The organism is Mesorhizobium sp. M4B.F.Ca.ET.058.02.1.1 (genome assembly GCF_003952505.1).
In the GTDB taxonomy this organism is placed as follows: domain Bacteria; phylum Pseudomonadota; class Alphaproteobacteria; order Rhizobiales; family Rhizobiaceae; genus Mesorhizobium.
Window position 1 is genome coordinate 4,272,007 of the sequence record NZ_CP034450.1, and the last position, 14,049, is coordinate 4,286,055.

Below are 14,049 nucleotides of genomic sequence, written 5' to 3' on the forward strand. Positions count from 1 at the left end.
GCGTCCCCCCAGCCGGGTCCGACGGAGGTAGGAATGACTTTTTCGAAGACCGGTCTGGTGGCCGTATCGCTGGCCGCACTGATTGCAAGCGGTTGCTCGACGTCGCGATTCTCGTCGATGGATGACCAGCAGCCGGCGCCGCTGACGCCCGCGCCCGCCGGCACGGTGACCGGAAACCAGCTGCCGCCGCCGGCAGCTCCCGGCACCGCCGACGCCTCGCAGTTCCCGACCGCGCCGGCGAACGGCCAGGTCGCCTCGCTGCCGCCGGATGGAAGCGCACCCGCAGGGGCGCCGGACCTCACCGCGGCCAGCGTCGCCGGTGTGTGGAACGCCAGCGTTTCCGGCCAGAGCTGCAAGGTGGCAACGCCGCAGACCAAGTTCGGCGCCGGCTACCGCGCCGGTCCGTTGCATTGCCCGGCGCCGATCGACGGCATCAAGTCCTGGAATGTCGCCGGCAAGCAGCTGACCCTCTATGACGAGAATGGCGGCACGCTGGCCAGGCTTTATTCCTCGGGCGGCGAGAAATTCGACGGCCAGACTTCCACCGGCCTGCCGATCTCGCTTACAAGATAAGGCGATACCGCCCTGGGGCGGTTCAGCGTTCGAAAGAGTCGCCTAGCCGCTCCAATTACGGGGGGAAAGCGGCTACTTTTCCTGGATGTGCTCAAGAACGACGTGACCGATGCACCTGCGTGACGGCCTCCAAACCCATGCGACCGTCAGGCAGCGCTACGACCATCTGGTCGAGACCGGCGCCATCGCGCGCGATCCGGCGCAGGAGCGCATCGCCGCCGCGCTCGATCGGCTGACCGACGAGATCTCGGCAAAAAGGCTGGCGCAGAAATCGAGCGCGCTGGGCTGGCTGTTCGCCCGCAAGCAGCCGCCGGCACCGGTCAAGGGCCTCTATATCCATGGCGGCGTCGGCCGCGGCAAGACCATGCTGATGGACATGTTCTTCGAGCTGTTGCCGGTCAGGCGCAAGCGCCGCGTGCATTTCAACGACTTCATGGCCGATGTGCAGGACCGCATCCAGAAGCACCGGCAGGCGCGCAAGAACGGCGACGCCAAGGAGGACGACCCGATCCCGCCGGTGGCGCGCGCGCTGGCCGAGCAGGCCTGGGTGCTGTGCTTCGACGAGTTCTCCGTCACCGACATCGCCGATGCGATGATCCTGTCGCGTTTGTTTTCGGCACTGTTTGCCAATGGCGTCGTGCTGGTCGCCACCTCCAATGTCGCGCCCGAAGGTCTCTACCGTGACGGGCTGAACCGGCAGCTCTTCCTGCCCTTCATCGGCCTGCTCGAGCGCAATGCCGAGGTGATGACGCTGGACAACGACAAGGATTATCGCCTCGAGAAGCTCAGCCGCATGGCGGTCTATGTCGCGCCGGCGGACGCGGCGGCCGACGCCGCCCTCGACGAGGCGTGGCGGGCGATGACGCATGGCAAGCCGGTAGCGGAGACGACGCTGACGGTGAAGGGCCGGCAGGTCGTGGTGCCGCGCGCGGCCGGCGACGCGGCGCGCTTTTCCTTCGCCGATCTTTGCGAAAGGCCGCTCGGAGCGCGCGATTTCCTGGCCATCGCCGGCCGCTTCTCCACCATCTTCATCGACCATGTGCCGGTGCTCGGCGAGGGCAAGCGCAACGAGGCCAAGCGCTTCATCCTGTTGATCGACACCCTCTACGACCATCACACGCGGCTGGTGGTGAGCGCCGATGCCCCGCCGCCCGGGCTCTATACGGCCAAACGCGGCAACGAGGTGTTCGAGTTCGAGCGCACGGCCTCGCGCCTGATCGAGATGCAGGGGCATGAGTGGCTGGAGGACTGGGCCGAAAGACGGAAGGACGGGGCGATGGCATCGCCGGAGGCGCAGCAGGTGCGGGCGTAACCTCGGCCAGCCCATGTGGCTCGCCCGGACGCCCATTGGGCACCGCCATCACAAGGGCGTCATCGCTCGCCGCCAGCCTTCTGATCTCCATCTTCATTGTGTAAATTCTCCCAAGTCGGCTTAGGAATTTTGACGTTTACGTAAAACCCAAATTATCTAACCGATTGAAAATGCTCGCTCCAAAATAATCGTTTGAATTTTCTATCCACCGGAGCTATTGGGTGCGGCGAAATCTCACGGGTTCCCCGCAGCATTCGGCCTCCTTCCTCGACGCCGTCAGCAAGTCGCTAAAGATTGGCGCCGTCACAGACAAAGGGAAAAAATCCTCACATGGCACGCAACAAGATAGCGCTTATCGGCTCGGGCATGATCGGCGGCACGCTCGCCCATATGATCGGCCTCAAGGACCTCGGCGACGTGGTTCTGTTCGATATCGCCGAGGGCATTCCGCAGGGCAAGGGGCTGGATATCGCACAGTCGTCGCCGGTCGACGGCTTCGACGCCAGGCTGACCGGCGTCAACGACTATGCCGGCATCGAAGGCGCCGATGTCTGCATCGTCACCGCCGGCGTGCCGCGCAAGCCGGGCATGAGCCGCGACGACCTGCTCGGCATCAACCTCAAGGTCATGGAACAGGTCGGCGCCGGGCTGAAGAAATACGCGCCGAAGGCCTTCGTCATCTGCATCACCAACCCGCTCGACGCCATGGTGTGGGCGCTGCAGAAGTTCTCCGGCCTGCCCAAGACCCATGTCGTCGGCATGGCCGGCGTGCTCGACAGCGCGCGCTTCCGCTATTTCCTGGCCGAGGAGTTCAAGGTCTCGGTCGAGGACGTCACCGCTTTCGTGCTCGGCGGCCACGGCGATTCGATGGTGCCGATGATCCGCTATTCGACGGTCTCCGGCATTCCGCTGCCCGACCTCGTCAAGATGGGCTGGACCTCGAAGGAAAAGCTCGACCAGATCGTGCAGCGCACCCGCGACGGCGGTGCCGAGATCGTCGGCCTGCTGAAGACCGGCTCGGCCTACTACGCGCCGGCGGCTTCGGCGATCGCGATGGCCGAATCCTTCCTCAAGGACAAGAAGCGCGTGCTGCCCTGCGCGGCCCACCTGTCGGGCCAGTACGGAGTGAAGAACACCTATGTCGGCGTTCCCGTGGTGATCGGCGCCGGCGGTGTCGAGCGTGTCATCGAGATTGACCTCAACAAGAGCGAGCAGAAGATGTTCGACAGTTCGGTGGCGACGGTGCAGGGCCTGACCGAGGCCTGCGTGAAGATCGCGCCGCACCTCGCCTCGAAGTGATCCGCCAGCAGTTGATCCGGAGATAAGCCATGAACATTCATGAATATCAGGGCAAGGCACTGCTGAAGTCGTTCGGCGCGCCGGTCGCCGAGGGCGTGCCGGTGCTGAAGGCCGGCGATGCCGAGGCCGCCGCCAAGGCGCTGCCCGGCCCGCTCTATGTGGTGAAGAGCCAGATCCATGCCGGCGGTCGCGGCAAGGGCAAGTTCAAGGAGCTTTCCCCCGACGCCAAGGGCGGCGTGCGGCTGGCGAAGTCGGTGGCCGAGGTGGTCGCCAACGCCAACGAGATGCTCGGCCACACGCTGGTCACCAAGCAGACCGGCCCGGCCGGCAAGCAGGTCAACCGCCTCTATGTCGAGGACGGCGCCGATATCGATCGCGAACTCTACCTGTCGATCCTGGTCGACCGTTCGGTCGGCCGTATCGCCTTCGTCGTCTCGACCGAGGGCGGCATGGACATCGAGGCCGTGGCGCACGACACGCCGGAGAAGATCATCACCGTCGCCATCGACCCGGAAAAGGGCGTGACGGCGGATGATCTCAAGACGCTCAACGGCGCGCTGAAGCTCGACGGCGACGCGGCCAAGGACGGCGGCACGCTGTTCCCGATCCTCTACAAGGCATTCGTCGAGAAGGACATGAGCCTGCTCGAGGTCAACCCGCTGATCGTCATGAAGAACGGCCGGCTGCGCGTGCTCGACGCGAAAGTGTCGTTCGACAACAACGCGCTGTTCCGCCATCCCGACGTGATGGAATTGCGCGACACCACCGAAGAGGACGAGAAGGAGATCGAGGCGTCGAAATACGACCTCGCCTATGTCGCGCTCGACGGCAATATCGGCTGCATGGTCAACGGCGCCGGCCTCGCCATGGCGACGATGGACATCATCAAGCTCTACGGCGCGGAGCCCGCCAACTTCCTCGACGTCGGCGGCGGCGCGTCCAAGGAGAAGGTGACGGCGGCGTTCAAGATCATCACCAAGGATCCGGCGGTCGAAGGCATTTTGATCAATATCTTCGGCGGCATCATGAAATGCGACGTCATCGCCGAAGGCGTGATCGCCGCGGTCAAGGAAGTCGGGCTGAAGGTGCCGCTGGTGGTGCGGCTGGAAGGCACCAATGCCGAACTGGGCAAGAAGATCATCAATGAAAGCGGCCTGAACGTCGTCTCGGCCGACGACCTCGACGACGCGGCCAAGAAGATCGTCAAGGCGGTGAAGGGCTGAGCGGATGCAACCGAGCCGCCTTCTGTGTGCAATCGGATTCGGCTTTCTGGCCGTTCCGTCGCATGCGGAAGAGATTTCGGATGCCGTCGTGCTCTATCAGCAAATTTGCATCGCTCCCGATGGTGATCTGGCGAAAAGCGGACAGTTGGCGTTGGAAAACGGGTTCTCGATCAGTTCGGATAATTTCGGCGTGAAAATCCTTAATCGAGATACGTCAAAAGGTCTTTCGGCGCCCTTCGTCAAGTTGAGTTCCGAGAGACCTGACGCAAACAGGCTTGTCGGTGTTTGCGAGGTTTTTGGTAGCACCGGACACGTGTCGACGTTTTTCGACTACGTGGAATCGCAGGGATTGGTGGAGCTGCCGAAAGAAGAGATTTTCCCTGACGCAGGAGACAAGATCTACCTTCGGTATTTTGCCGCCAAGGACTGCCTGGCTTCGACCGGATACGACGGAAAATGCCGGCTTGTATGGACGATCGGTGATCCTCCTGTTGGCGAGAACTACAGCGGCGCTTTTCGATTCAGCCGGAATTCTCACCACGATGCGGTTGGCCAACAATGAGCCGCGTTGAAGCCCCCGCCATTGCGAACGCAGGAACGAGCCCATGCCTCCGCGCAAGATAAACCTGGTCGAGGCGGCGGATCAAAAGATCGCCAAGGTCTTCGATCCGCATGTCGCCGGCGACGTCAATGACAGCCAGGCCAAGGTCGCCAAGTTCGGTGCCGCCTTCGACTGGCATGCGCATGACCATGAGGACGAGGCCTTCCTCGTATTGCGCGGGCGCATCGCCATCGATTTCCGCGACGGGCCTGTCGAGCTCGGCGAGGGTGACTTCATCGTCGTGCCGCGCGGCGTCGAGCACCGGCCGCGTTCGCTGACCTCCGAGCCTGTGGTGCTGATGTTCGAGCCGGCGACGACGCTCAACACCGGCAATGCCCGGAGTGAGCTCACAGTCACCGATCTGAAGCGGCTCTGAGCCATGAACGCGTCGCCCTTCTCCTCGCTTTCGGCCGATCACCAGCGCCTGCAGGCGCTGGTCGGCGCGTGGCGCGGCGAGGAAGAGGTGGCGGGCACGCAATGGACCGATGCCGGCACCGCGACTTCGGAAGTGATGGCCGAGGCGCAGTTCGGCGGCCTGTTCGTGGTGCAGCGCTATCGCCAGCGCCGCGACGGGACGATCTCGTTCGGCTCGCACAATGTGTTCGGCTTCGACCAGCAGAACAGCCTCGTCACCATGCACCAGTTCGATTCGATGGGCTTTGTGCCGGCGTCCCCGGCCACAGGCACGTGGAACGACAGCGAGCTGGTTCTGGAGCGGTCGTCGCCGCGCGGCGCCGCGCGGGTGACTTACGTTTTTGAAGGCGCCGACACCTACCGCATGCGGCTGCAGTTCAAACCTTCCGGCAGCGATGCCTGGCAAGGCATGGTGAGCGGGCTCTACCGGCGCGTCGCGCCTTCCGAGATGAAGGAAGGCTGAACCGATGGTGATCGCCGGCATTGAAGAATTACACATAATCACACATATTATTCCTGTGTATTTATGTGGAGACGGACGATGAAGAACGTCACCCTGGCCATGGACGAAGCTCTGCTCGAAAAGGCGCGAGGCCTCGCGGAGCATCGCAAGACAACACTCAACGCCCTGATCCGCTCGCTGCTCGCGCATGAGGTCGAACAGGAAGACCGGATCGCCTGGGCGCGGGAAGGCATGCGCAGGCTGATGGAGGAATCGCCGCTCGACCTAGGCCCCGAATACAAATGGAACCGGGACGAGATCTATGCCGAACGAGAGGATAGAATGCTTTCTCGACTCGAACGTCCTCCTGTACGCGGCTTCGGAGAGGACAAGTGATCCTCGCCGCCACGATATCGCGCAAAGGCTTGTGCTCGGGACCGTGTTCGGTGTCTCCGGCCAGACCTTGGCCGAGTTCGCGAATGTCGCGAGACGCAAGTCGGCCTTTGCCGATGCTGTGGTCGACCGGTGGCTGGTCTTTCTCGGCGCGCTTCCGTTCGTCCCGGTCGACCAGGCCTATGTCATCGCGGGCCTTCGTCTCGCGCGCCGCTATCAACTCAAATACTATGACGCAGCACTGCTCGCGGCCGCGGAGCGACTTGGCGCGCCGATCTTCTACACCGAGGATCTCAATCACAACCAGGTTTACGGCTCGGTCCGGGCCGTCAATCCTTTCTTGTAATCGCTGAATTCAGAGGCGTTCTCACCCATGTCCATTCTCGTCGACAAGAACACCAAGGTTCTCGTGCAGGGCCTGACCGGCAAGACCGGCACGTTCCATACCGAGCAGGCGCTGGCCTATCACGACACCAAGATGGTGGGCGGCATCCACCCGAAGAAGGGCGGCGAGACCTGGACCGGCGCCAAGGGCGAGAGCCTGCCGATCTTCGCCACGGTCGCCGAAGGCAAGGAAAAGACCGGCGCCAACGCCTCCGTCATCTATGTGCCGCCGGCGGGCGCGGGCGAGGCCATCATCGAGGCGATCGAGGCCGAGATCCCGCTCATCGTCTGCATCACCGAAGGCATCCCGGTGATGGACATGGTCAAGGTCAAGGCGCGGCTCGACCGCTCGACCTCGCGGCTGATCGGCCCGAACTGCCCGGGCGTGCTGACGCCCGACGAATGCAAGATCGGCATCATGCCCGGCAACATCTTCCGCAAAGGCTCGGTCGGCGTTGTTTCCCGCTCGGGAACCCTTACCTATGAGGCAGTCTTCCAGACCACCAATGTCGGCCTCGGCCAGACCACCGCCGTCGGCATCGGCGGCGATCCGGTCAAGGGCACTGAATTCATCGACATGCTGGAAATGTTCCTCGCCGACGACGAGACCAAGTCGATCATCATGATCGGCGAGATCGGCGGTTCGGCCGAGGAAGACGCCGCGCAGTTCCTCAAGGACGAAGCCAAACGCGGCCGCAAGAAGCCGATGGCGGGCTTCATCGCCGGGCGCACGGCACCGGCCGGCCGCACCATGGGCCACGCCGGCGCGGTCATCTCCGGCGGCAAGGGCGGCGCGGAAGACAAGATCGCGGCGATGGAATCGGCCGGCATCAAGGTTTCGCCGTCGCCGGCAAGGCTCGGCACGACGCTGGTCGAGGCGATCAAGGGTCAGTGAATAGTGAATGGTGAATAGTGAATGGCAAGTACGGATGAGTGGCGGTGCAAAATCGAGGGAAGTCCCGGGTTTTCTGCTGACCATTCACCACTCACTATTCACCATTCACCCTGAAAAGGAGACGGAGCCAGGCTCCGACAAGTGACATGGCACGACAAGATCAGGCCAACGACCAATTCTCGCTCACCTCTTTCCTCTATGGCGGCAATGCCGACTATATCGACGCGCTTTATGCCGCCTATGAGGACGATCCTGAATCGGTCAATCCCGAATGGCAGGACTTCTTCGCGGCGCTGAAGGACGACGCCGCGGACGTTCGCAAGAACGCCAAGGGCGCTTCCTGGGCCAAGCCCTCCTGGCCGATGCAGGCCAATGGCGAACTGGTGTCGGCGCTCGACGGCAATTGGGGCCTGGTCGAAAAGGCGATCGAGAAGAAGGTCAAGGAGAAGGCGGTCACCAACGGCGTCGTCCTGTCCGATGCCGACGTGCACCAGGCGACGCGCGATTCCGTGCGCGCCATCATGATGATCCGCGCCTACCGCATGCGCGGCCATTTGCATGCCAATCTCGACCCGCTCGGCATCGCCAAGCCGCTCGAGGACTATAACGAGCTGTCACCCGAGAATTACGGCTTCACGTCAGCCGATTACGACCGGCCGATCTTCCTCGACAATGTGCTCGGGCTCGAATTCGGCACCATCCGGCAGATGCTGGAGATTCTCACCCGCACCTACTGCTCGACGCTCGGCGTCGAGTTCATGCACATCTCCGATCCGGAAGAAAAGGCGTGGATCCAGGCGCGCATCGAGGGCGCCGACAAGGAGATCACCTTCACCGCGACCGGCAAGAAGGCGATCCTGCAGAAGCTGATTGAATCGGAAGGCTTCGAGCAGTTCGCCGACGTCAAGTACAAGGGCACCAAGCGCTTCGGCCTCGACGGCGGCGAAGCCCTGATCCCGGCGCTGGAGCAGATACTCAAGCGCGGCGGCCAGCTCGGCCTGAAGGAGGTCGTGCTTGGCATGGCGCATCGCGGCCGCCTCAACGTGCTCTCCCAGGTGTTGGCCAAGCCGCACCGCGCCATCTTCCACGAGTTCAAGGGCGGCTCGGCAGCACCCGACGAGGTCGAGGGCTCGGGCGACGTCAAGTACCATCTTGGCGCCTCGTCGGACCGCGAGTTCGACGGCAACAAGGTGCACCTGTCGCTGACCGCCAACCCCTCGCATCTGGAAATCGTCGACCCGGTGGTGATGGGCAAGGCGCGCGCCAAGCAGGATCAGCTCGCCGGCCGCGAGCGTGGCGAGATCGTGCCGCTATCGGAACGCGCCAAGGTGATGCCGCTCCTGCTGCACGGCGACGCGGCCTTCGCCGGCCAAGGCGTGATCGCCGAAATCCTCGGCTTGTCCGGCCTGCGCGGCCACCGCGTTGCCGGCACGCTGCATTTCATCATCAACAACCAGATCGGCTTCACCACCAATCCGCGCTTCTCGCGCTCCTCGCCCTATCCGTCGGATGTGGCCAAGATGATCGAGGCGCCGATCTTCCACGTCAATGGCGACGATCCGGAAGCCGTGGTGCACGGCGCCAAGGTGGCGACCGAGTTCCGCATGAAGTTCCACAAGCCGGTAGTGGTGGACATGTTCTGCTACCGCCGCTTCGGCCACAATGAGGGCGACGAGCCGGCCTTCACCCAGCCGATCATGTACCGCGCCATCCGCACCCACAAGACGACGGTGCAGATCTATGCCGACCGGCTGATCGCCGAGGGCCACATCACCCAGGCCGAATTCGACAAGATGAAGGCCGACTGGCGGGCGCATCTGGAAGTCGAATGGGAGGTTGGCCAGTCCTACAAGCCGAACAAGGCCGACTGGCTGGACGGCGCCTGGTCCGGCCTGCGCACGGCCGACAACCAGGATGAGCAACGGCGCGGCAAGACCGCCGTGCCGGTCAAGACGCTGAAGGAGATCGGCAAGAAGCTGACCGAGGTGCCGAAGGGTTTCGAGGCGCACAAGACGATCGTCCGCTTCCTCGAGAACCGCCGCCAGTCGATCGAATCCGGCGAAGGCATCGACTGGTCGACGGCCGAGGCGCTGGCCTTCGGCGCCATCCTTCTCGACGGCAACCCGATCCGCCTCTCCGGCCAGGACTCGGAGCGCGGCACCTTCTCGCAGCGCCATTCGGTGCTCTACGACCAGCGCGACGAGACGCGTTACATCCCGCTCAACAATCTGTCGGCGGCGCAGGCCGGCTACGAGGTCATCAACTCGATGCTGTCGGAAGAGGCCGTGCTCGGCTTCGAATATGGCTACAGCCTGGCCGAGCCGAAGGCGCTGACGCTGTGGGAAGCGCAGTTCGGCGACTTCGCCAACGGCGCCCAGGTGGTGTTCGACCAGTTCATCTCATCCGGCGAGCGCAAGTGGCTCAGAATGTCGGGGCTCGTCTGCCTACTGCCGCATGGCTATGAGGGCCAGGGACCCGAGCACTCGTCGGCCAGGCTCGAGCGCTTCCTGCAGCTCTGCGCCGAAGACAATATGCAGGTGGCCAACGTCACCACGCCGGCCAACTACTTCCACATCTTGCGCCGGCAATTGAAGCGCGATTTCCGCAAGCCGCTGATCCTGATGACGCCGAAGTCGCTGCTGCGCCACAAGCGGGCGGTGTCGACGCTTTCGGAGATTTCGGGCGAAAGCTCGTTCCACCGGCTGTTGTGGGACGACGCGCAGCTGTTGCCGAACCAGGCGATCAAGCTGACCAAGGATTCCAAGATCCGCCGCGTCGTGCTGTGTTCGGGCAAGGTCTATTACGACCTCTACGAGGAACGCGAGAAGCGCGGCATCAACGACATCTACCTGTTGCGCGTCGAGCAGCTCTATCCGTTCCCGGCCAAGGCGCTGATCACCGAACTGTCACGCTTCCGCAATGCCGAGATGGTGTGGTGCCAGGAGGAGCCCAAGAACATGGGCGCCTGGTCGTTCATCGACCCCTATCTGGAATGGGTGCTGGCACATATCGACGCCAAGCATCAGCGGGTGCGCTACACCGGCCGTCCGGCCTCGGCCTCGCCGGCGACCGGGTTGATGTCGAAGCATCTCAGCCAGCTCGCCGCCTTGCTCGACGACGCGCTCGGCGAATAGAACCTTAACGAGACAGAACGGACAGGCACAATGGCTACCGAAATCCGCGTCCCCACCCTCGGCGAATCCGTCACCGAAGCGACCATCGGCAAATGGTTCAAGAAGGTTGGCGACGCGATCGCCGCCGATGAGCCGCTGGTCGAGCTCGAGACCGACAAGGTGACGGTGGAAGTGCCGTCCCCGGGCGCCGGAACGCTGGGCGAGATCATCGCAAAGGAAGGCGAGACGGTCGGCGTCGGCGCGCTGCTCGGCTCGATCTCGGCCGGCGGCGAGGCGGCGGCGCCCGCGACCAAGCCGCAAGCCGTGTCGCAGGCCTCCAGCCCCGAGGCGGCGTCCACCGTCAAGCAGGCTGCCGCCGAGACCGCCAAGATCGCCGGCGATGCCGGCGCGATCGAGCAGCGCTCCATGCCGCCGGCGCCGGCGGCGGCGAAGCTGATCGCCGAGGCCAACCTCGCGGTCGACCAGATCACCGGCACCGGCAAGCGCGGCCAGGTGCTGAAGGGCGACGTGCTCGACGCCATCGCCAGGGGCGCGCCGTCGCAGCCGGCCGAGACGCCGAAATCGGCGCCGGCCCCGGTCGTCGTCCGCGCGCCGTCGCCGGCCGAAGACGCCCCGCGCGAGGAGCGCGTGCGCATGACCAAGCTGCGCCAGACCATCGCGCGGCGGCTCAAGGAAGCGCAGTCGACCGCCGCCATGCTCACCACCTTCAACGAGGTCGACATGAGCGCGGTGATGGCGCTGCGATCCAAGTACAAGGACGTGTTCGAGAAGAAGCACGGCGTGAAGCTCGGCTTCATGGGCTTCTTCACCAAGGCGGTGACGCATGCGCTGAAGGAGATCCCGGCGGTCAACGCCGAGATCGACGGCACCGACATCATCTACAAGAACTTCGCCCATGTCGGCGTCGCCGTCGGCACCGACAAGGGCCTGGTGGTGCCGGTGGTGCGGGATGCCGACCAGATGGGAATAGCCGAGATCGAGAAGGAGATCGGCCGCCTCGGCCTCGCCGCGCGCGACGGCAAGCTTTCCGTCGCCGACATGCAGGGCGGCACCTTCACCATCTCCAATGGCGGCGTCTACGGGTCGCTGATGTCGACGCCGATCCTGAATGCGCCGCAGTCGGGCATCCTCGGCATGCACAAGATCCAGGACCGGCCGGTGGTGGTCGGCGGCCAGATCGTGATCCGGCCGATGATGTACCTGGCGCTCAGCTACGACCACCGCATCGTCGACGGCAAGGAAGCGGTGACCTTCCTGGTGCGCGTCAAGGAAAGCCTGGAGGATCCGGAACGGCTGGTGCTCGATCTGTGATCGAAGGCTGACCCGCTATGAGTGGCTGGCTGGAGCACCTGGGGTTCGGGCTGGGGCGTGCGGCGCGCGGCTTACAGCGGGTTTTTCGGCGCGGCCTTGTCGGACTGGGCCTGTCCACGGCTATCCCTTCGCTGGCAATCGCCGCACAATGGGATCCGGCAAAGGCGAGCAGCAACCTCGGTATCTTCGCGCTCAGCGAGACGCAACTGGCGGAGCGCAAGATAGCGATCACGCCAATCGGAGACCTTGAGTTGCCGACAGGTGAGATCATCGCCTGCGATCCCCTGGTTACAAGCGATGACTGGCCGGCGCTGAGCCGCAAGGTGAAGCCCGGGCACTATCCGGTTTCGCTGTTCGAGGCGCAGGGCCGTGTGGCGGCGGCCTTCCTACGCTTCCATCCCGGCACGCCGGTGCGCTGGGAACTCGCCACCATGCCCGGCCAGGATATCGCGACGCTTAAGGCCGACGAGATCTTCGGCTATCCCGTCGATGCCGGTCTGGGCTCGTTCATGGACAAGACGGCGATGGCGCTGATGTCGGCCGCGCAGGACAGGCTAAAGCCCGACCAGAATTATTATGACGATGTGCTGGCGGCCGAATTCGCGCCCAACCAGGATCGGTTCGTCATGCATCATCCGGTCGCCGGCAAGGCGACCAACATCGCGATGTTCTGGAGCGGTTGGGGCGACGGCTTCTATCCGTCCTTCTGGGGATTGGACGCGGCCGGCGAGCCGCTGGTCTTGATGACCGATTTCGGCGTGCTCGAAAACGCCGACGGCCGCGAGAGCAGCCAAGCCAACTGATGGCAAACGTCACCTCGCCCATAATCGGATATATGGCCGGTTCGCTGGCTGTCCTCGCAGCGGGTCATGAGGCCCACGCCGCCTGCCCGCTGGAACTCGCCGTCTATGGCGATGCCGAAAGCGAGGCCGGCATCGATTTCAGGCCGACCATGGACTCGGCCACCGTCACCAACAGCTTCAAGATGCTGCTCGACAAGGGCGTGGTGCTGGACGGTATCGTCATGTGGACCGACGGCGTGGCGCGGCCGCATGGCTCGCTGATGTACAAATGCCCGACCGGCGACGTGACCGGCGATGAACTCGCCGCCTGCACGGTGTGGGAGGGCGTCGTCTACAGCGCCGACGACAAGGGCAACATCGCGCTGCTGCCGGCCGAAGGCGCGGAGGCGCCGAAAAGCCTGATCTTTCCAGATCTAGGTGCTTCGCTGCAGATGTCGGCCGCCTATGGCCCGGACGGCTTTTCCAAGGTGCCGTGGGATGTCTTCCTGCTGAAAGGCTGCCAGGAATGAGCGCGGACAAGAAGACGCTGCTGGTCACCGGCGGCAGCCGCGGCATCGGCGCCGCCATCTGCCGGCAGGCCAGCCAGGCCGGCTATCGTGTCGCTGTCAATTTTGTCTCCAACCAGGCAGTCGCCGAGGCGCTCGTCGCCGAACTCAAGGCCGCGGGCGGCGAGGCCATTGCCGTCAAGGGCGATGTCGGCAACGAGGCCGATGTGCTGGCGATGTTCGAGGCGGTGGACAGAACCTTCGGCCGGCTCGATGCTTTCGTCAACAATGCCGGCATCGTCGACGCCAAGACGCGCGTCGACGAGATGAGCGCCGCGCGGGTAGAGCGCATGATGCGCGTCAATGTCGTCGGCTCCTTCCTCTGCGCGCGTGAGGCGGTCAAGCGCATGTCGACCCGGCATGGCGGCAAGGGCGGCGGCATCGTCAACATCTCTTCCGCCGCGGCGAGGCTGGGTTCGCCCGGCGAATATGTCGACTACGCCGCCTCCAAGGGCGCGATCGACACTTTGACCATCGGCCTGGCGCGCGAGGTGGCGACGGAAGGCATCCGCGTCAATGCGGTCAGCCCCGGCATCACCGACACCGAGATCCACGCGTCCGGCGGCCAGCCCGATCGTGTGGCGCGGATGCAGGATATGCTGCCGATGAAGAGGGCGGGGACGGCCGATGAGGTCGCCAGCGCCGTTCTCTATCTTCTGTCGGATGCGGCCTCCTATATAACGGGCGCGATCCTGAATGTGAGCGGCGGCCGCTGAAGGC

Annotated in this window: 15 protein-coding genes; all 15 read left to right on the forward strand. The window is 64.1% G+C overall.

Translation table 11 applies throughout. The features are described from left to right. Positions 1-33: 33 nt before the first annotated feature. The 15 genes from EJ073_RS20945 (at position 34) to EJ073_RS21015 (ending at position 14,045) form a co-directional block, all read left to right on the forward strand. A complete protein-coding gene (locus tag EJ073_RS20945) occupies positions 34-573 on the forward strand; it encodes an AprI/Inh family metalloprotease inhibitor (protein ID WP_126057448.1) in 540 nt (179 codons plus the stop codon). Between the two features lie 109 nt (positions 574-682). Then, a complete protein-coding gene (gene zapE / locus EJ073_RS20950; protein WP_126057449.1) occupies positions 683-1,885 on the forward strand; it encodes a cell division protein ZapE in 1,203 nt (400 codons plus the stop codon). 330 nt (positions 1,886-2,215) lie between these two features. Further along, positions 2,216-3,184: a malate dehydrogenase gene (mdh, locus tag EJ073_RS20955; protein WP_126057450.1), complete on the forward strand. Its 969-nt coding sequence runs from the start codon at positions 2,216-2,218 to the stop codon at positions 3,182-3,184. A 29-nt stretch (positions 3,185-3,213) separates the two neighbouring features. Next, a complete protein-coding gene (gene sucC / locus EJ073_RS20960; protein ID WP_126057451.1) occupies positions 3,214-4,407 on the forward strand; it encodes an ADP-forming succinate--CoA ligase subunit beta in 1,194 nt (397 codons plus the stop codon). A gap of 4 nt (positions 4,408-4,411) precedes the next feature. Then, the gene (locus EJ073_RS20965) at positions 4,412-4,969 is read left to right on the forward strand and encodes a hypothetical protein (RefSeq protein WP_126057452.1); all 558 of its coding nucleotides are present in this window, start codon (positions 4,412-4,414) and stop codon (positions 4,967-4,969) included. A gap of 43 nt (positions 4,970-5,012) precedes the next feature. Then, on the forward strand, positions 5,013-5,384 hold the full coding sequence (locus EJ073_RS20970) for a cupin domain-containing protein (protein WP_126057453.1): 372 nt from the start codon (positions 5,013-5,015) through the stop codon (positions 5,382-5,384). A 3-nt stretch (positions 5,385-5,387) separates the two neighbouring features. After that, entirely contained in the window at positions 5,388-5,885 is a 498-nt protein-coding gene (locus tag EJ073_RS20975) for a DUF1579 family protein (RefSeq protein ID WP_126057454.1), read from the forward strand. Between the two features lie 78 nt (positions 5,886-5,963). Further along, the gene (locus EJ073_RS20980; protein WP_126057455.1) at positions 5,964-6,260 is read left to right on the forward strand and encodes a hypothetical protein; all 297 of its coding nucleotides are present in this window, start codon (positions 5,964-5,966) and stop codon (positions 6,258-6,260) included. Beyond that, the gene (locus tag EJ073_RS20985) at positions 6,187-6,603 is read left to right on the forward strand and encodes a PIN domain-containing protein (RefSeq protein WP_126057456.1); all 417 of its coding nucleotides are present in this window, start codon (positions 6,187-6,189) and stop codon (positions 6,601-6,603) included. The genes EJ073_RS20980 and EJ073_RS20985 overlap by 74 nt, the downstream gene beginning before the upstream one ends. A 27-nt stretch (positions 6,604-6,630) precedes the next feature. Then, on the forward strand, positions 6,631-7,536 hold the full coding sequence (gene sucD, locus EJ073_RS20990; protein ID WP_126057457.1) for a succinate--CoA ligase subunit alpha: 906 nt from the start codon (positions 6,631-6,633) through the stop codon (positions 7,534-7,536). 146 nt (positions 7,537-7,682) lie between these two features. Continuing rightward, entirely contained in the window at positions 7,683-10,670 is a 2,988-nt protein-coding gene (locus tag EJ073_RS20995) for a 2-oxoglutarate dehydrogenase E1 component (RefSeq protein WP_126057458.1), read from the forward strand. A 30-nt stretch (positions 10,671-10,700) separates the two neighbouring features. Continuing rightward, positions 10,701-11,981, forward strand: coding sequence for a 2-oxoglutarate dehydrogenase complex dihydrolipoyllysine-residue succinyltransferase (odhB, locus tag EJ073_RS21000; protein WP_126057459.1), 1,281 nt, complete (start codon positions 10,701-10,703; stop codon positions 11,979-11,981). Between the two features lie 17 nt (positions 11,982-11,998). After that, entirely contained in the window at positions 11,999-12,784 is a 786-nt protein-coding gene (locus EJ073_RS21005) for a DUF4241 domain-containing protein (protein ID WP_126057460.1), read from the forward strand. Beyond that, positions 12,784-13,293: a hypothetical protein gene (locus EJ073_RS21010; RefSeq protein WP_126057461.1), complete on the forward strand. Its 510-nt coding sequence runs from the start codon at positions 12,784-12,786 to the stop codon at positions 13,291-13,293. Before EJ073_RS21005 ends, EJ073_RS21010 begins: the two co-directional genes overlap by 1 nt. Continuing rightward, positions 13,290-14,045, forward strand: a complete 756-nt coding sequence (locus EJ073_RS21015) for a glucose 1-dehydrogenase (protein WP_126057462.1) — start codon at positions 13,290-13,292, stop codon at positions 14,043-14,045. The genes EJ073_RS21010 and EJ073_RS21015 overlap by 4 nt, the downstream gene beginning before the upstream one ends. The last annotated feature ends 4 nt before the right edge of the window (positions 14,046-14,049 follow it).